At 66.0% G+C, this 17,505-nt stretch carries 13 protein-coding genes; 9 read left to right on the top strand and 4 right to left on the bottom strand.

The genetic code is table 11. From position 1 onward, the window contains the following. Positions 1 to 60: 60 nt before the first annotated feature. The 3 genes from HMPREF3114_RS02670 to HMPREF3114_RS02660 all read left to right on the top strand — a co-directional run bounded on the left by HMPREF3114_RS02670 (position 61) and on the right by HMPREF3114_RS02660 (position 4,564). Positions 61 to 1,665, top strand: coding sequence for a peptide chain release factor 3 (locus HMPREF3114_RS02670; protein WP_053499606.1), 1,605 nt, complete (start codon positions 61 to 63; stop codon positions 1,663 to 1,665). 204 nt (positions 1,666 to 1,869) lie between these two features. After that, positions 1,870 to 2,508 carry a PAQR family membrane homeostasis protein TrhA gene (locus tag HMPREF3114_RS02665; protein WP_005418403.1) on the top strand — a complete coding sequence of 213 codons (639 nt, stop codon included), beginning with the start codon at positions 1,870 to 1,872 and terminating at the stop codon, positions 2,506 to 2,508. 82 nt (positions 2,509 to 2,590) lie between these two features. Continuing rightward, positions 2,591 to 4,564, top strand: a complete 1,974-nt coding sequence (locus HMPREF3114_RS02660; RefSeq protein WP_080375105.1) for an AsmA family protein — start codon at positions 2,591 to 2,593, stop codon at positions 4,562 to 4,564. 564 nt (positions 4,565 to 5,128) lie between these two features. Here HMPREF3114_RS02660 and HMPREF3114_RS02655 read toward each other — a convergent pair. From HMPREF3114_RS02655 to mtgA, 3 genes are all read right to left on the bottom strand, one after another. Continuing rightward, on the bottom strand, positions 5,129 to 5,560 hold the full coding sequence (locus HMPREF3114_RS02655; protein WP_005418405.1) for a CBS domain-containing protein: 432 nt from the start codon (positions 5,558 to 5,560) through the stop codon (positions 5,129 to 5,131). Further along, a complete protein-coding gene (locus HMPREF3114_RS02650; protein WP_053499604.1) occupies positions 5,520 to 6,539 on the bottom strand; it encodes a glycosyltransferase family 2 protein in 1,020 nt (339 codons plus the stop codon). Before HMPREF3114_RS02650 ends, HMPREF3114_RS02655 begins: the two co-directional genes overlap by 41 nt. A 61-nt stretch (positions 6,540 to 6,600) precedes the next feature. Next, the gene (gene mtgA, locus HMPREF3114_RS02645) at positions 6,601 to 7,350 is read right to left on the bottom strand and encodes a monofunctional biosynthetic peptidoglycan transglycosylase (protein WP_053499602.1); all 750 of its coding nucleotides are present in this window, start codon (positions 7,348 to 7,350) and stop codon (positions 6,601 to 6,603) included. Positions 7,351 to 7,427: 77 nt separating this feature from the next. On the opposite strand from mtgA, the gene HMPREF3114_RS02640 reads away from it, so the two are divergent. The 3 genes from HMPREF3114_RS02640 to HMPREF3114_RS02630 all read left to right on the top strand — a co-directional run bounded on the left by HMPREF3114_RS02640 (position 7,428) and on the right by HMPREF3114_RS02630 (position 12,546). After that, complete coding sequence (locus tag HMPREF3114_RS02640) at positions 7,428 to 8,321, top strand: Hsp33 family molecular chaperone HslO (protein ID WP_053499600.1); 894 nt, start codon at positions 7,428 to 7,430, stop codon at positions 8,319 to 8,321. Between the two features lie 116 nt (positions 8,322 to 8,437). After that, the gene (locus HMPREF3114_RS02635; protein ID WP_005418409.1) at positions 8,438 to 9,286 is read left to right on the top strand and encodes an XOO1806 family protein; all 849 of its coding nucleotides are present in this window, start codon (positions 8,438 to 8,440) and stop codon (positions 9,284 to 9,286) included. 371 nt (positions 9,287 to 9,657) lie between these two features. Beyond that, positions 9,658 to 12,546, top strand: a complete 2,889-nt coding sequence (locus tag HMPREF3114_RS02630) for a TonB-dependent receptor plug domain-containing protein (protein WP_053496147.1) — start codon at positions 9,658 to 9,660, stop codon at positions 12,544 to 12,546. A 141-nt stretch (positions 12,547 to 12,687) separates the two neighbouring features. Here HMPREF3114_RS02630 and HMPREF3114_RS02625 read toward each other — a convergent pair whose 3' ends face one another. After that, positions 12,688 to 13,290 (bottom strand): TetR/AcrR family transcriptional regulator, encoded by a 603-nt coding sequence (locus HMPREF3114_RS02625; RefSeq protein ID WP_005418411.1) that lies wholly within the window; start codon positions 13,288 to 13,290, stop codon positions 12,688 to 12,690. 153 nt (positions 13,291 to 13,443) lie between these two features. On the opposite strand from HMPREF3114_RS02625, the gene HMPREF3114_RS02620 reads away from it, so the two are divergent. The 3 genes from HMPREF3114_RS02620 to HMPREF3114_RS02610 all read left to right on the top strand — a co-directional run bounded on the left by HMPREF3114_RS02620 (position 13,444) and on the right by HMPREF3114_RS02610 (position 17,379). After that, positions 13,444 to 14,361, top strand: coding sequence for an alpha/beta fold hydrolase (locus HMPREF3114_RS02620; protein WP_053501026.1), 918 nt, complete (start codon positions 13,444 to 13,446; stop codon positions 14,359 to 14,361). Continuing rightward, positions 14,358 to 16,835 carry an acyl-CoA dehydrogenase gene (locus HMPREF3114_RS02615; RefSeq protein WP_005418415.1) on the top strand — a complete coding sequence of 826 codons (2,478 nt, stop codon included), beginning with the start codon at positions 14,358 to 14,360 and terminating at the stop codon, positions 16,833 to 16,835. The genes HMPREF3114_RS02620 and HMPREF3114_RS02615 overlap by 4 nt, the downstream gene beginning before the upstream one ends. A gap of 76 nt (positions 16,836 to 16,911) precedes the next feature. After that, positions 16,912 to 17,379, top strand: a complete 468-nt coding sequence (locus HMPREF3114_RS02610) for a hotdog fold domain-containing protein (RefSeq protein WP_005418417.1) — start codon at positions 16,912 to 16,914, stop codon at positions 17,377 to 17,379. Positions 17,380 to 17,505 lie beyond the last annotated feature (126 nt).

The raw sequence follows: 17,505 nt of genomic DNA, 5'->3' as shown, positions 1-17,505 counted from the left end.
CCGGCCGGTATAATCGGGCGCTTATCTCTTTGAAAAGCGCCCCGGGCGGGCGCCACTGCCATGTCCGAAGTCGCCATCGAAGCGTCGCGTCGCCGCACCTTCGCCATCATTTCCCACCCTGACGCCGGCAAGACCACGCTGACCGAAAAGCTGCTGCTGTTCGGAGGCGCGATCCAGATGGCCGGTTCGGTCAAGGGCCGCAAGGCCGCCCGCCACGCCACCTCCGACTGGATGGCGCTGGAAAAGGAACGCGGCATCTCCGTCACCTCCTCGGTGATGCAGTTCCCGTACGAAGGCAAGATCGTCAACCTGCTCGACACCCCTGGCCACGCCGACTTCGGCGAGGACACCTACCGCGTGCTGACCGCAGTGGACTCGGCGCTGATGGTGATCGACGTAGCCAAGGGCGTGGAAGAGCGCACCATCAAGCTGATGGAGGTGTGCCGCCTGCGCGACACCCCGATCATGACCTTCATCAACAAGCTCGACCGCGAGGGCAAGGACCCGATCGAGCTGCTGGATGAAGTGGAGACCGTGCTCGGCATCCAGTGCGCGCCGGTCACCTGGCCGATCGGCATGGGCCAGCGCCTGAAGGGCGTGGTTCACCTGCTGACCGGCGAGGTGCACCTGTACGAACCGGGTCGCAACTTCACCCGCCAGGACTCGACCATCTTCCCGTCCATCGATGCGCCCGGCCTGGCCGAGAAGATCGGTGCACAGATGCTGGCCGACCTGCGCGACGAACTGGAACTGGTGCAGGGCGCCAGCCATCCGTTCGATCTGGACGCTTACCGCGCCGGCAAGCAGACCCCGGTGTTCTTCGGCTCGGGCGTGAACAACTTCGGCGTGCAGCCGCTGCTGGACTTTTTCGTCGAGCATGCACCGTCGCCGCAGGCGCGAACCACCACCGGCCGCGAAATCGCACCGGAAGAGAACAAGCTGACCGGCTTCGTGTTCAAGATCCAGGCCAACATGGACCCGCAGCACCGTGACCGCGTGGCATTCATGCGGGTCTGTTCGGGCCGTTTCAGCGCCGGCATGAAGACCTTCCACGTGCGCACCGGCAAGGAAATGAAGCTGGCCAACGCGCTGACCTTCATGGCCAGCGACCGCGAGATCGCGGCCGAAGCGTGGCCCGGCGATGTGATCGGCATCCACAACCACGGCACCATCTCCATCGGCGATACCTTCACCGAAGGCGAAGCGGTGACCTTCACCGGCATTCCCAACTTCGCCCCGGAACTGTTCCGCCGCGCACGCCTGCGTGATCCGCTCAAGCTCAAGCAGCTGCAGAAGGGCCTGGCCCAGCTGTCCGAGGAAGGCGCGACCCAGTTCTTCCGCCCGCTGACCAGCAACGACCTGATCCTGGGTGCCGTCGGCGTGCTGCAGTTCGACGTGGCCGCCTACCGCCTGAAGGACGAGTACGGTGTGGAAGCCACCTTCGAGCCGGTCAGCGTGACCACTGCGCGCTGGGTCCACTGCAGCAACGAGAAGAAGCTGGAAGAGTTCCGCGAGAAGAACGCGCTCAACCTGGCGCTGGATGCGGCCGGCCACCTGGTCTACCTCGCTCCGACCCGGGTCAACCTGCAGCTGGCCCAGGAACGCTCGCCGGATGTGCGTTTCTCGGCCACACGCGAAGCGGCGCACACCGTTTCGGCAGGCTGATGCCACGGGGTCGGATCCCTTTCCTCAGGAAAGGGCTCTGACCCCTGCAGTGCCGGGCGTTCATCCACGCATGGCGTGGATCTACCATGGACCCGGCGCAGGCCGGCAATTCATCGACCATACGGTGACGGGCGTGCACGTGCCGCCCATCGCGGCGATGATAGGAGGGTGCGGGTCCCCCTCCCCGCGAACGATGCCTACGCCATGTCCACGACTTCCGTTGCTTCGATCCGCGAAGAAATCGCCAGCGCCCTGACCCATGGCCTCGGTGCCGTGCTCGCCCTGGGCGCCGGCGCGGTGCTGATCACCCTGGCCGCAATCTACAGCGATGGCTGGCAGCTGGCCGGCGCCATCGTGTTCGGCATCGCGCTGCTGCTGCTGTACACCGCGTCCACCCTGTACCACGCCATCCAGCACCCGGTCGCCAAGGGCCGGCTCAAAGTGTTCGACCACTGTGCGATCTACGTACTGATCGCCGGCACCTATACCCCATTCACCCTGATCGGCCTGCGCGGCCCGTGGGGCTGGGGCCTGTTCGCCGCGATCTGGACCCTGGCCCTGGCCGGCGTGGTGTTCAAGCTGTTCTACACCGGTCGCTTCAAGCGCCTGTCCACTGCCATCTACGTGGCCATGGGCTGGCTGGTGATCGTGGCGGTCAAGCCGATGCTGGCCTCGATCGACGGCTGGACGCTGGGCTGGCTGCTGGCCGGCGGCCTGTCCTACACGCTGGGCACCTATTTCTACCACCGCGAATCGATTCCCTATTCGCATGCGATCTGGCACCTGTTCGTCATCGGTGGCAGCGTCTGCCACTTCGTCGCGGTCACCATGCAGGTGTTGTAGCACCGGCCCGTGCGTGGCGCGTGCACGCCGCGCACATGGACGCTTCGCGCCCCGTCCACGATGAGGGGGCAACCATGGCAGCGTGAATGCCGCCGCCTCCCCTGCCACAAAGCGCACGAACCGCTGGCGTCTGCGCAGCCCCGGCCCGCGAGGCCGGCGCTGGCTGACGCTGCTGATCTTCCTGCTCGCGGCGATCCTGGTACTGATCGCACTGTGGGACTGGAACTGGTTCAAGGGCCCGGTCGAGCGCGCCGTGCAGGCCCGTACCGGCCGCGCACTGCACATCGGCCATCTGGATGTCGACCTCGGCCGGACCAGCACCATCCGTGCCGATGCGATCACCTTCGCCAATGCCGGTTGGGCCAGGCAGCCGAACATGGCCACGGCCGACCGCGTCGAGATCGATGTGCGCGTGTGGCCCCTGCTGCGCGGCAGCGTGCAGCTGCCGGAAGTGCGCCTGACCCGACCGGACGTGCTGCTGGAAACCGCCCCTCGCAAGGGCGAACCGGGCAACTGGGACTTCCTCGGTGACAGCGCTGGCGGCACCAGCCCGCAGCTCAAGCGCCTGCGCATCGACGACGGCCGGCTGCAGTTCCTCGACGCACCGGGCCGTACTGATATCCGCGTGGGCGTGCGCAGCGGCCAGCCGAAGCAGGCCGATGCCTCGCCGCCGCTGCTGGTGCAGGGCAAGGGCCACTGGCAGGGAAACCCGTTCACCCTGCAGGGCGGAACCGAATCACCGCTGGAACTGACCAACAGCGACCACCCGTTCCGCATCCACCTCGACGGACGCGCCGGCGCCACCCACGCGGTGGCCAGCGGCACGCTGACCAATCCGTTCCAGCTGCGCGTGTTCGACCTGCAGTTCGCACTCAGTGGCCAGGACCTGGCCGATCTCTACCCATTGCTCGGCATCGCCATTCCACCGTCCCCGCCCTACGCGCTGAACGGACGCCTGAAACGCGACCACGACCTCTGGCGTTACGACGGTTTCACCGGCAAGGTGGGCGACAGCGACCTCGGTGGCAGTCTTCAGTTCGAGGTGGGCCGCGACCGTCCGCGGCTGACCGCGACGCTGGAATCCAAGCGCCTGGACTTCGATGACCTGGCCGGCTTCGTCGGCGCGCCGCCGAAGACCGGCGGCGGCGAAACCGCCAATGCGGAGCAGAAGGCCGAGGCCGCACGGGTGGCCGCGCGCGCGCGCGTGCTTCCGGACACGCCCTACAGCCTCGGCAAGCTGCGTGCGATGGATGCCGATGTGCGCTGGAAGGCCCACCGCATCAACGCACCGTCATTGCCATTGGACGACATGGATGCCCATCTGCTGCTGGATGACGGGGTGCTGCGGCTGGCACCACTGAACTTCGGCGTCGCCGGCGGCGATATCCGCAGCACCATCCGCATGGACGCACGCCAGCCGCAGATCAGCACTGCGCTGAAGGCGAGCGTGCGCGGCGTTCAGCTGGGCCAGCTGTTCCCCGATGCCAAGCTGGCCGAACAGGCCAAGGGCGGCATCGGCGGTGAGGTGGACCTGAGTGGCCGCGGCAATTCGATCGCCGCGATGCTCGGCAGCAGCAGCGGCAAGGTCGGCCTGGCGATGGGCCGTGGCCATGTCGGCAACCTGGTGATGGAGCTGGCCGGCCTGGATATCACCGAATCGCTGAAATTCCTGGTGACCGGCGACAAGCAGATTCCCCTGCGCTGCGCCTTCGCCGACTTCGGTGTGCGCGACGGCCTGATGACCAGCCAGGCGCTGGCGGTGGACACCACCGACACGATCCTCATCGGCGAAGGCACCGTCAGCCTGCGCGACGAAACCCTGGACCTGCTGTTGAAGCCGCGCCCGAAGGACAAGAGCATCCTGGTACTGCGCTCGCCGCTGCACATTGCCGGCACGTTCAAGGACCCGTCGTTCCGCCCGGACTTCAAGGCGCTGGGCATCCGCGGTGCGGTGGCCCTGGCACTGGGCAGCATCGCCCCGCCGGCGGCCTTGCTGGCGACGATCGAGCTGGGGCCGGGCAAGGACGCCGACTGCGGCGGGCAGTATGCGAAGTAGGGTTACAGCGTTGCTCGCGGCGCCTCTTTTCCCGCGCGTAGAGCCGGAGCAAGGCGACAGGCAGGACACGCCGTAAATACGTCCCTGTAGGCTCGGTCGGCGCATCCATGCGCCTCACGGTCCTGCCTGCCGCCTTGCTCCGGCTCCGGACAGTTTCCTGCGCGCGCGGAACGAGAGCGAAATTCAAAGTCAAAAAGAAAAAAGCAAAGTCAAAAGCTGTTGCCAACCAAGGTTGGCGGCTACCAAAGGCGAGGCACAGCGCATGTACGCACCGCGCTCGCGGAAATGTTCCAGAGGCGGAGGGCATGGGCGTGCAGGACCGTTGGCGCCATGGGCCCGAGGCATGCCTCGGGCGGGTTGGGCAGGACGCCCAACCCCGGTCTTGCCGTGTGCGCAGGACAGCGCACACGAGCAAGGCGCCATCGAGCCTACAGGGACGTACTTGCGGCGTGTCCTGCACGCCCATGCCCTCCGCCTCCCAACGTATCAGGAAGGCGCTGCTTTGGCTGTGGCTTTGAGCTTCGAAAAGCGGGCCGGCGGGCCGCAGGCCCGCCAGCGACACCCTCACCCGGCGACGATGTACTGCTGCAGTTGATCCAGCTCCCGCCGCTGCGCATCGATCACCGACTTCACCAGGTCGCCGATGGAGATCACCCCCAGCACCTGCGCGCCCTCCACGACCGGCAGATGGCGGATGCGATAATCGGTCACCAACTGCAGGCAATGCTCCACCTGCTCGCCCGGCGACACCGTCACCACCTGCGACGTCATGATCTCTGCCACCGCCGTATCGCGCGAAGAGCGATCACGCAACACGATCTTGCGCGCGTAATCACGCTCGGACAGGATTCCCACCAGCCGCGGGCCGTCCATCACCAGCACCGCACCGATGCCCTTTTCCGCCATCAACCGGATCGCATCGATCACCGCCGCATCCGGCGCGACCGCATGTACTTCAGGAGACTTGCCGTCCAACAGTTGCCGTACCGTGGTCATCTGCCTGCCCTCCCAGGGTGGGTTGCGGGACCGAGTCTGCCACGGACGATGCTAGCCAGGCGTCAACCAGGTACAACGGCCGCTGCTTGGACTCCTCGTACAGCCGCCCCAGGTACTCGCCGATCAGGCCAAGCGCGATCAGCTGCACGCCGCCCAGGAACAGGATCACCGCCATCATCGTCGGCCAACCCGCCACCCGGTCGCCATACAGCGCCGCCTTCACGATCACCCACAGGCCGAACAGGAAAGCGACGGCCGCGGTTGCCAGCCCGAGGTAGGTCGCCGCCCGCAACGGCACGGTCGAGAACCCGGTAATGCCTTCGAGGGCGAAATTCCACAGCCGCCACAGGCTGAACTTGCTGGTGCCGGCCACGCGCGCGTGGCGGTGGTAGGGCACGGCGATCCGCTTGAATCCCACCCAGCTGAAAAGCCCCTTCATGAAACGGTGGCGCTCGCGCATCCCGCGCAGGGCGTTCAGCGCGCGCGGTGACAGCAGGCGGAAGTCCCCGGTATCGGCCGGAATCGGTGTCCGCGACAGGCGGCCCATCACCCGATAGAACATCGCTGCCGTGGCGCGCTTGATCCAGGCCTCGCCATCGCGGGCCATGCGCGTGCCGTAGACGTTGTCATGACCTTCGCGCCAGCGCGCGACGAACTCCGGCACCAGCTCCGGCGGGTCCTGGCCGTCGGCATCGAGGATCATCGCCGCACCCTCGTGCACCAGATCCAGGCCGGCGGTCAGCGCCGCTTCCTTGCCGAAGTTGCGCGACAGCTTCAGCGCCGATACGCGTGCATCGGCCTGGGCCAGCCCGGCGATCACTTCCCAGGTACGGTCATGGCTGCCGTCGTCCACATAGAGGATGTGACCTTCGATGTCGGGCATGCCGTCGAGCACCGCGCACAGCCGTGGATGCAGCAGCGGCAGTGCCAGGGCCTCGTTGTAGGCGGCGATGACGAAGGTAAGCCGTTCGCGGGTCATGCCCGGATTGTACGTTGCCGGCACGCGCCCGGCCCGTCGTTCGCCAATTGCAGCGCCGGGCTCAGTCCTCCGACAGATAGGACGCACCACCCAGCTGGCGCGCCTGGCGTTGGATCCACGCGGCCCGCCGCTGCACATACGGCCCAGGCTTTGCCGCGTTGTAACGACGCGGTGCCGGCAGTACCGCGGCCAGGCGCGCGCTCTCGGCCGGGCTCAGCCGAGCAGCATCCTTGCCCCAGAATTTCTGCGCTGCCGCTTGCGCGCCATACACACCATCACCGAATTCGGCAATGTTGGCGTACATCTCCAGGATCCGCTCCTTTGACCACAGCGCCTCGATCAGCACCGTGTACCAGACTTCCAGGCCCTTGCGGACCCAGCTGCGGCCCTGCCACAGGAACAGGTTCTTGGCCACCTGCTGGCTGATCGTGCTTGCGCCGCGCAGGCGCCCGCCCCTGGCGTTGTGGTCGCGCGCCTTTTCGATGGCCTGCAGGTCGAAGCCGTTGTGGTCGGGGAAGCGCTGGTCTTCGGCCGCCACCAGCGAGATCGGCAGGCTCGGCGCCATCTGGTCGAGGTCGCGCCACTGGTAATGCAGCCGATAGGACCAGTCGGCCTCGCCCAGCGCCTCGCCATAGCGCCACAGCATCACCATGGACACCGGCGGGTCGATGAACCGCAACACCAGCACCTGCAGGCAGCTGAAGGCGGCCAGCAGCACCGGCAGCCACAGCAGCCGCTTCCAGCGCCAGCGTCGCCGGCGCGGCGCGGCCACCACCGCCTCTACCTTGTGCTGCTCTCCCGCTGCCCCCATTACTGGTGCATCCTTCTTCTGTCTGGTTGTCGGCGCATTATCCGGCAACCGCCCCCGTTTACGCGCGATGTGAGCCGATGACCGCCAATCCCGATTCCCTGATCCGTTTCCTGCTCCCCGACGCCGGCGTGCGTGGCGTGCATGTGCACCTGCAGGCCACCTGGCAGGAAATCCTGTCCCATGCCGCTTACCCGGACGCCGCTGCCGAACTGCTTGGCGAGGCCTGCGTCGCCTCGGCGCTGTTCACCGGCCACACCAAGATCGACGGGCGCCTGTCGGTGCAGTTGCGCAGCAGCACCGCGCTGCGCACCCTGTTCGCCGAATGCACCGCCGCCGGAACCCTGCGCGGTATCGCCCAGCTCAGCGAGGGTGGCGACGCACCGCGTGACCTGTCCCGCCTCGGTGATGACGCAATCCTCGCCATCACCATCGAGAACCCCGGCCTGGACCCGCGCGAGCCGCAGCGCTACCAGAGCCTGGTCGCGCTGACTGCGCCGGAACTGGACGAGGCCTTCGAGGACTACTTCCGCCAGTCGGAGCAGCTGCCGACCCGCCTGCTGCTGGCCGCCGACCGCAACGGTGCCGCCGGCCTGCTGCTGCAGAAGCTGCCGGGCGACGAAGGCGACGAGGATGGCTGGGCCCGCACCAGCGCCCTGTTCGAAACCCTGGGCAAGGCCGAACTGCTGGCGACCCCGGCCGAGCAGCTGCTGCACCGCCTGTTCCACGAGGAGCGGCCGGAACTGCTGGGCGGCAAGCCGCTGTCCTTTGCCTGCTCCTGCTCGCGCGAGCGGGTGGCCGGCATGCTGCAGTCGCTGGGGGAAGAGGAGGCCCGCGCGGCCGCCGAGGCCACCGGCGCCGTCGAGGTGCGTTGCGAATTCTGCGGGCGTGAGTATCACTTTCCATTGACGGAGTTCGGCATACTGTTCCACGGCGCCCAGGGGGCTGTAGCGGCGCCTGAACGACTTCAGTAAACGGCAGTCTTGTACCTGGGGAGGATCAAGGCTTGTTAAGAATTCATAAACACCCTAGGATCGAGTTCCCGTCCCCACGGGAACTTCCGTTGTCCGTCCCTGTCTGAACTGGTCCGATGCGTACCTTCCTGCGTCTACCGCTGGCCCTGCTGATCGCCCTTGGCGCGATCACGGGCGTGCATGCGCAGAGCAAGGACACCCGCACCGTGCTGCCGGTATGGAACAAGGGCAGCGGCAAGGTCGAGGCGCTGCTGTACCTGGAGCCGACCGGCGAACAGGCAGCCGGCGCCCGCTGGCATTTCGGCCGCAATTCGCTGGACGCGGCCTTTGGCCTGTCCTCCGGCGATTCGCTGGGCCTGCTCTGCAACAGCAGCAGCGGCACCAGCATCAGCGGCCTGGCCAGCCATTGCATGCTGGCCAGCCTGGGCGACGAGGATGATCTGAACAGCCGTCGTTTCAGTGGTACCGCCGCGCTGAACCGCGGCAACAGCCGCCTGGGCATCACCGCCGGCACCGGCCGTGAAACCCTGCCCGCCTGGTTGGCGGGCCCGAACAAGACGCCCTCGCTGCGCGCCGAGCAGAACGATCTGACCGTGTTCGCACAGAAGAACATCGGCCGCGAAGGCTTCGTCTCCATCGCCGGTACCTACGCCAAGGCACGCCTGGTACCGCTGGCCGACGCTTCGCCGGCCATCGTCGATCGCTGGGACAGCAAGAGCCTGAGCATCGGTGCCGGTTACGGCAACTTCACCGGCAGCATCATCGGCCGCGTGGTCGACGTGCCGGGCAAGCCCGGCAAGTGGGAAGGCCTGGGCATCGGCCTGACCTGGCGTACCCCGTGGTCCGGCCAGCTGACCGTCGGCGCCGAGAATGTGATCAGCCGCGGCAAGAATCCATTCTCCCCGCGCAACGAAAGCAACGACGACGGCACCGTGCCGTACGTGCGTTACGAACAGGATCTCTGATCCCCTATCAGGTTCAGCAACGATATTCCCGAAGGCGCCGAAAGGCGCCTTTTTTGCATCTGCGTGCCTGGCTCGCACTTGCATGAGCTGTATCGACCGCAGAGCGTATCGACATATTGGGATACATATCAGTCGAAACTTTTTTCATCATTCTGCGTTAACAAACGAGGCAGATCATCATAACCATACCAGCAACTCGTTGATTGGGCTTGGAAAAGCGCGTTTTTACCAAAATCACAGACTTCATTAACACAGCTTTAATTCTTGGCGAACGCCCGTTACTATCGGATCAGCCTCGCGATTTGGGAGCGCTTTTTCGCTCCCCCGCCGGGCATTAACCCCAGCCAAGATTTCTTGGAGAGAGAGAGCCAATGAAACTCAAGTCCAGCCAGCTGCGTGACGCAGTTGTGATCGCGCTTGTCGCCGGTGCCACCACCGCGACGGCCCACGCCCAGGAAGCCACCAACCTCGACCGCATCGAGGTCACCGGTTCGCGCATCCGTCAGGTCGATACCGAAACCGCCCAGCCCGTTCTGAGCATCAGCCGTGCTTCGATCGAGAAGAGCGGCTTCAAGACGGTTGCCGACGTCCTGCAGAACATCTCTGCCGCCGGCAGCCCGGCCATCAGCCGTTCCGAGCCGCTGTCCTCCGGCGAAGCCGTCGGTGGCTTCTACATCGACCTGCGCAACCTCGGTGCCGAGCGCACCCTGGTGCTGGTCGACGGCAAGCGCCTCGGCGCCAGCGTCAGCGGCCTGCAGGACGTGTCGCAGATTCCGTCGGCCATCGTCGAGCGCATCGACGTGCTGAAGGACGGCGCCTCGTCGATCTACGGCTCCGACGCGATCGCCGGCGTGATCAACATCATCACCCGCAAGAACTTCCAGGGCCTGGAAGCCAACGCCTACGTCGGCCAGTACGGCGAAGGCGACGGCCAGAAGAGCAGCTTCGACTTCGTGGCCGGCTTCACCGGTGATCGTGGTTCGGTCACCATCGGTGCGGAATACGCCGAAGAAAAGGCCGTCTGGGCCAAGAATCGCTGGTTCAGCAAGTCGCAGCGCACGGATCGCCACCCGGACCGCGGCTGGACCCCGGTCAGCCAGTGGGGCGCGGTCTATGACGTCAATGATCCGAATGCACCGTTGCTGACGCTGAACCGTGGTGGAAATCCGTTCGATCCGAACGCCTATCACGAGACCGACCTCACCCCGATCACCGGTGACGTCAGCAACTCCAACGAGCAGATGCACCTGCTGACGCCGACCAAGCGTCGTTCGGTGTTCGCCAACGTACAGTACGACCTGACCGACAACATCCGCTTCGTCTCCGACCTGCTGTACACCCGTCGCGAGTCGCAGGCACAGGTCGCCGGTTATCCGCTGCAGTCGGCCGACTATGAGCGTCAGCTGGGTACCGTGCTCTCGCAGGACAGCTACTACAACCCGTTCGGCACCGACATGGGCTTCATCCGCCGTGGCTGGGAAGTGCCGCGCCTGTCGACCAACAAGCTGACCACCTTCCGCTTCACTGGCGCCCTGCAGGGCAGCTTCCAGTTCAATGACAAGTACTTCGACTGGGAAGCCGGCTACATCTACCAGAACTCGGAGAACCTGCAGACCCAGACCGGCAACTACAACATGCTGGCGGTCACCCAGGCCACCGGAGCGTCGTTCCTCAATCCGGCCACCGGCCGCGTCGAGTGCGGCACGGCCGCCGGCCTGGCCGCGGGCACCAACCCGATCTATGGCCCGGGCCCCGGCGGCTGCATTCCGTGGAATCCGGCCATTCCGTACGGCCGTACCGGCGACGGCGGCCTGACCGGCAACCCTGCCCTGCAGCAGTTCCTGTTCCCGACCACCAAGAACACCGGTGAAGTCACCACCAAGACCTACTACGCGAACATCGCCGGCAGCCTGTTCACCCTGCCCGCCGGCGACCTGGGCTTCGCGCTGGGTTACGAGTACCGCGAAGACAAGGGCACCTACGTTCCGGATGCGCTGTCACAGTCGGGCTACTCGACCGATCTGGCGGCCGGCCCGACCGGTGGTGGCTACAACGTCAACGAAGTGTATCTGGAGCTGAACGTTCCGATCCTGGCCGACCTGCCGGGTGCCAAGGAACTGAGCTTTAACGCCGCATCGCGCTACTCGAAGTACAACACCTTCGGCAACACCACCAACAACAAGTTCGGCCTGAAGTGGAAGCCGATCGACCAGCTGCTGGTGCGTGCCACCTATGCCGAGGGCTTCCGCGCACCAACCATCGACAATCTGTACGGTGGCAGCTCGCAGACCTTCGCCTACTTCACCGATCCGTGCGATACCGATTTCGGCCTGGCTGCCAGCGATCCGGCCACCGCCCAGCGTTGCGCCGCCGCCCTGGGCGCGCTGGCCCCGAATTTCCGCCAGCTGAAGCAGGGTTACGTCCCGGCGGAAGGTCAGGATGAGCAGAGCCCGGTGCCGTTCAACGCCGTCTCCAACCCGAACCTGACTCCGGAAAAGTCCAAGTCCAAGACCGTCGGCCTGGTGTGGAGCCCGACCTTCGCCCAGGGCCTGAACATGAGCCTGGACTGGTGGAACATCAAGATCACCAACACCATCGTCACCGACGATCCGACCACCCAGCTCAACGACTGCTACGTACTCGGCATCGCCGACCGCTGCAACTCGTTCACCCGCGACGCAACCCGCGGCATCGTGACCAACCTGACCTACGCACCACGTAATGCCGGTTACCAGGAAACCGAAGGCTTCGACTTCGATGTGGCCTATCGCTTCGAAACCAGCAGCTGGGGCAGCTTCAACGCCAACCTGCAGAACACCTACGTCAGCAAGAACGTGCTGAAGACCACCAACGCGCAACAGGTGCCGGTGTCGATCCTCAACGGCTTCAGCAGCAACTTCCGCCTGCGTTCGAACCTGGTGCTTGGCTGGGAATACGGCGATTGGGGCATCACCTGGGGTACGCGCTACTTCTCCAGCGTGAAGGAACAGTGCTACTTCTCGACCGAGTGCAGCCTGCCTGACTTCGGCTCGCCGGATCCGGCACGCGACCAGCCGATGAACCGCCGTGGCGCCACCACCTTCCACGACGTCCAGGTCTCCTGGAACGCACCGTGGAATGCAACCATCGCCGTGGGCGCGCGTAACGTTTTCGACCATTACGGCCCGCAGATGTACTCGGCGCCGAACTCGCAGTACTCCTACTACGGTGGCTACGACATCGGTCGCTTCATGTACATGCAGTACAAGCAGAAGTTCTGATCGGGAACCTGATCAGCTGATGCAGCAACGGCCCCGAAAGGGGCCGTTGTTCTTTGTGCGCCATGGACGGGCGCTGGCCAGCGCACAACAAAAAAGGCCGCAGCATCGCTGCGGCCTTCCTTCGAGATCATTTCCGGGCGCTCATCCGTTCGGAATCAGCGTCTCGATCAGATGCTCGACGTACGCTTCGAAATCCTCGCGCGCCTGCTTGGGCTGCTGCAGCTGCAGCGACAACTGCAGGAAGCCGACATAAGCGGCGTACGCAAGGCGTGCGCGATGACGCGCATCGGTCGAGCTGAGGCCGGCCTGGCGGAACGAGGCGACCAGATAGTCGAGGCGACGCTGCGAGACCCGGTCGATCACCGGCCGCACCATCGGATGATCCAATGCCTTCAGCAGCTCGCTGTAGATGATGTGCGGCTGCACTTCATGCGCCACCATCTGGAACAGCTGGCGCAGGCGCACACGCGGATCCGGTACGTCTTCCAGGCTGCCGAACACCTGTTCCTGTTCGAACAGTTCCCAGCGTTCCAGCGCCGCCTGCAGCAATGCATCGCGCGAAGGGAAATGCCAGTAGAAACTGCCCTTGGTAACGCCGAGCCGCCGTGCCAGCGGCTCTACCGCGACGGCGCCGACACCTTGTTCAGCAATCAGATCGAGGGCCGCCTGGGCCCAGTCTTCGGCACTCAGGCGGCTGTTGCGGCCGGCGCGCGGTTCGCCGGCGGAAGCGTCAGGTTGATTCATGGGCTGATTTAACCATACGCCGGGGTTCGTTGCAGTACGCGGTTGCGGTCGAAACCGTCGCAGGCCCCTCGGAAGGGTCCCTCCACGCGCATTCTGCAACGCACCATACCGTGCAGTATTGACTTCCCCTCGAAGCTCTCCATACTAGCAAGTATGGTTATGTCCCCAACTCCCGCTGCGTTCCATGACCTGCGCCTGGACGCCGCCCATGGCGCCCGCCTGGCGGCGACCGCCAGCGAGCATGGCCGGCGCGGCCGGGTCCTGTTCGCCCATGGCTTCGGCCAGACCCGCCATGCCTGGAACGCCACTGCCCGCGCACTGAACGCGGCCGGCCTGCAGACGCTGGCCTACGACGCCCGCGGCCATGGCGATTCCGACTGGAATGGCACCGATCTGCCCTATCACGGCGAACAGTTCGCCGACGACCTGATCGTGCTGGCCGGCGAACAGCCGCGCCCGCCGGTACTGGTTGCCGCTTCGATGGGTGGCCTGTTCGGCCTGCTGGCCGAATCGCGCTGGCCGGGCCTGTTCTCGGCCATGGTGCTGGTCGACATCACCCCGCGCTGGGATACCGCGGGTGTCGAGCGCATCCTCGCCTTCATGACCGCCCATCCCGACGGCTTCGCCTCGCTGACCCAGGCCGCCGACGTGATCTCGGCCTACATGCCGCACCGGCCGCGCAAATCCGAGCAGTCGCTGCGTGCGCTGCTGCGCGAGGACGGCCACGGGCGCTGGCGCTGGCATTGGGACCCACGCCTGGTGGCCGAGCTGGCCCGCGACAGCGAACAGCACCAGGACGCACTGGCCGAGGCCGCACGCCAGGTGAAGTGCCCGCTGCTGCTGGTCAGCGGCGGCCGCAGCGACCTGGTCACGCCGCAGACCGTGGCCGAATTCCTGGCGCTGGCGCCGCATGCGCGCCATGTACAGCTGCCGCAAGCGACCCACATGGTCGCCGGCGATGACAACGACGCCTTTACCGCTACTGTGTTGGACTATCTGGACGTGTTGCCCGCAGCGGACGCTGCGGCTTCGTCCGCCACAAACGAGCACGTCACCGGAGCACGCTCATGAGCATCGTTCTTCCCTTCCTCGCCTTGCTGCTGGCAGGCGCCTTCGTCGCCTACCACCGCATGCGGCTGGTTACCTGGACGCTGATCAGCGTGGCCCTGCTGGCCGCCTGCTGGTTCATTCCCTACGTCAACCAGACCGCCACCATCGTCGCTGCGGCGGTGCTGGCGGTGATCGCCGTGCCGCTGCTGCTGCCGTTCATCCGCAAGCCGCTGCTGACCGGCCCGATGATGAAGGTGTTCCGCAAGGTGCTGCCGCCGCTGTCGCAGACCGAGCGCATTGCGCTGGAAACCGGTTCGGTCGGTTTCGAGGGCGAACTGTTCACCGGTGATCCGGACTGGAACATCCTGCTCAACTACCCCAAGCCGCAGCTGACCGCTGAAGAACAGGCCTTCCTCGATGGCCCGGTGGAAGAGCTGTGCACGATGGTCAACGACTGGGAAATCACCCACGTCCACGCCGACCTGCCGCCGGAGCTGTGGGCCTTCATCAAGAAGAACAAGTTCTTCGGCATGATCATCCCGAAGGAGTACGGCGGCCTGGGCTTCTCCGCGCTGGCCCACCACAAGGTGATCCAGAAGCTGGCCTCGGTGTCCTCGGTGGTCAGCTCCACCGTCGGCGTGCCCAACTCGCTGGGCCCGGGTGAACTGCTGGTGCATTACGGCACCCAGGAACAGAAGGACCAGTACCTGCCGCGCCTGGCCGATGGCCGCGAAGTGCCCTGCTTCGGCCTGACCGGTCCGTTCGCCGGCTCCGACGCCACTTCGATCCCGGACTACGGCATCGTCTGCAAGGGCGAGTGGAACGGCGAGCAGGTGCTCGGCGTCAAGCTGACCTTCGACAAGCGCTACATCACCCTGGCCCCGGTCGCTTCGCTGATCGGCCTGGCCTTCCGCATGTACGACCCGGATGGCCTGATCGGCGATACCCGCGACATCGGCATCACCCTGGGCCTGCTGCCGCGTGATACCGCCGGCGTCGAAATCGGCCGTCGCCACTTCCCGCTGAACTCGACGTTCCAGAACGGTCCGATCCGCGGCAAGGACGTGTTCATTCCGCTGACCCAGCTGATCGGCGGCGCAGCCATGGCCGGCAAGGGCTGGAACATGCTCAACGAGTGCCTGGCGGTGGGCCGCTCGATCACCCTGCCGTCCACCGCCAGCGGCGGTGCCAAGGCCGGTGCCGCCGTGACCGGCGCCTATGCGCGCATCCGCAAGCAGTTCGGCCTGTCGGTCGGCCGCTTCGAGGGCGTGGAAGAAGCGCTGGCCCGCATCGGCGGCAAGGCGTACAAGATCAGTGCGCTGTCGCAGGCCACCGCCGCTGCGGTTGACCGTGGCGATGTGCCGTCGGTGCCGTCGGCGATCGCCAAGTACCACTGCACCACCATGAGCCGTGAAGTGATCTCGGACATGATGGACGTGATCGGCGGCAAGGGCATCATCCTGGGGCCGCGCAACTTCGCCGGCCGCAGCTGGCAGGCCGCGCCGATCGCGATCACCGTGGAAGGCGCCAACATCATGACCCGCAGCCTGCTGATCTTCGGCCAGGGTGCGATCCTCTGCCACCCGTGGGTGCTGAAGGAAATGAAGGCCGCGCAGGATCCGGATACCCGTGCCGGCCTGCAGGAGTTCGACCGCAGCCTGTTCGGCCACATCCGCTTCGGCATCTCCAATGCCGTGCGTTCGTTCTGGTTCGGCCTGACCGGCGCGCGCTTCGGCGCCGCCCCGGGCGACGCCTACACCCGCCGCTACTTCCGCAAGCTGGACCGTTACTCGGCCAACCTGGCGCTGATGGCCGACATCTCGATGATGACCCTGGGCGGCAAGCTGAAGTTCAAGGAATCGCTGTCCGGCCGCCTGGGCGACGTGCTGAGCCATGTCTACATGACCAGCGCCATGCTCAAGCGCTACCACGACGAAGGTGCACCGCAGGCCGACCAGCCGCTGCTGGCCTGGGCCTTCCATGACAGCGTGCACAAGATCGAAGAGTCGCTGTCGGCCGCGCTGCGCAACTTCCCGATCCGTCCGATCGGCTGGCTGATGTGGGCGCTCATCTTCCCGTTGGGCCGTCGTGCCGAGGCTCCGGGTGATCGCCTGAGCCGCCGCGTCGCCGCCCTGCTGATGGCGCCGAATGAAGCCCGCGACCGTCTCGCCAATGGCGTGTTCCTGACCCCGTGCGAGAACAACCCGGGTGGCCGCATCAACAGTTACCTGAGCAAGGCGATCATGGCCGAGCCGGTGGAGCGCAAGTTCCTCAAGGCGCTGAAGAGCAAGGGCATCGAGGCGCTGGACTTCAAGGCGCAGCTGGACGAAGCCGTAGCCGAGGGCGTGATCACCCAGGACGAGCGCAGCCTGCTGGAAGAGCTGCGTACGCTCACCCTGGACACCATCACCGTGGACGACTTCGACACCCACGAACTGCGCGCGGCCAGCTACTACGACCGCCAGCACAAGGATCCGCATTCGCAGGCGGCCTGATCGCCCGCGACACGCGTTGCCTTCGACGGCGGGCCTCGGCCCGCCGTCGCGTTATCCGCCGACCGGAATACCCCTCATGTCCACGCCCCTGCTCTCGCTTTACCAACGCCTGCAGCGCTGGCCCGCCGGCACCTGGCTGTTCTCGCGCGCGGTGTGTTTCAAGGCGCCCTACTTCGCCAGCATCGCGCCACGCATCACCCGCCTGGAACACGGTCGCTGCGAAGGCACGCTGGCCGATCGCCGCAGGGTGCGCAACCACATCGGCACGGTGCACGCGATCGCGATGTGCAACCTGGCCGAACTGACCGCCGGGCTGATGGTCGACGCGTCGCTGCCGAAGGGCATGCGCTGGATCCCGAAGGGGATGCAGGTGCAGTACCTGGCCAAGGCCCGCGGCACGCTGCAGGCGGTGGCGCTGCCGGCACAGCCCATTGTGGTCGCGGCCGAGGGCTATGCGCTGCCGGTGACGGTCAGCGTGCGCGACCGCGCGGGGACGGAAGTGTTCAGCGCGGTCATCGACATGTGGATGTCGCCGGCGAAGTAAATTCCCGCGAACGGCGCAGCCCCTCGTGGGTGGACGGTTATCGCGGAAAGCCTTGGTTTGGCTGGGGGCGGTGAGTTCGCGGGGGTCACTTCACCCTGGGGGCTTGGCCGCGGCATCCATGCCGCG

Source organism: Stenotrophomonas sp. HMSC10F07 (assembly GCF_001807895.1).
GTDB lineage: Bacteria > Pseudomonadota > Gammaproteobacteria > Xanthomonadales > Xanthomonadaceae > Stenotrophomonas > Stenotrophomonas sepilia.
This window is presented reverse-complemented; position numbering and strand designations above follow the sequence as displayed.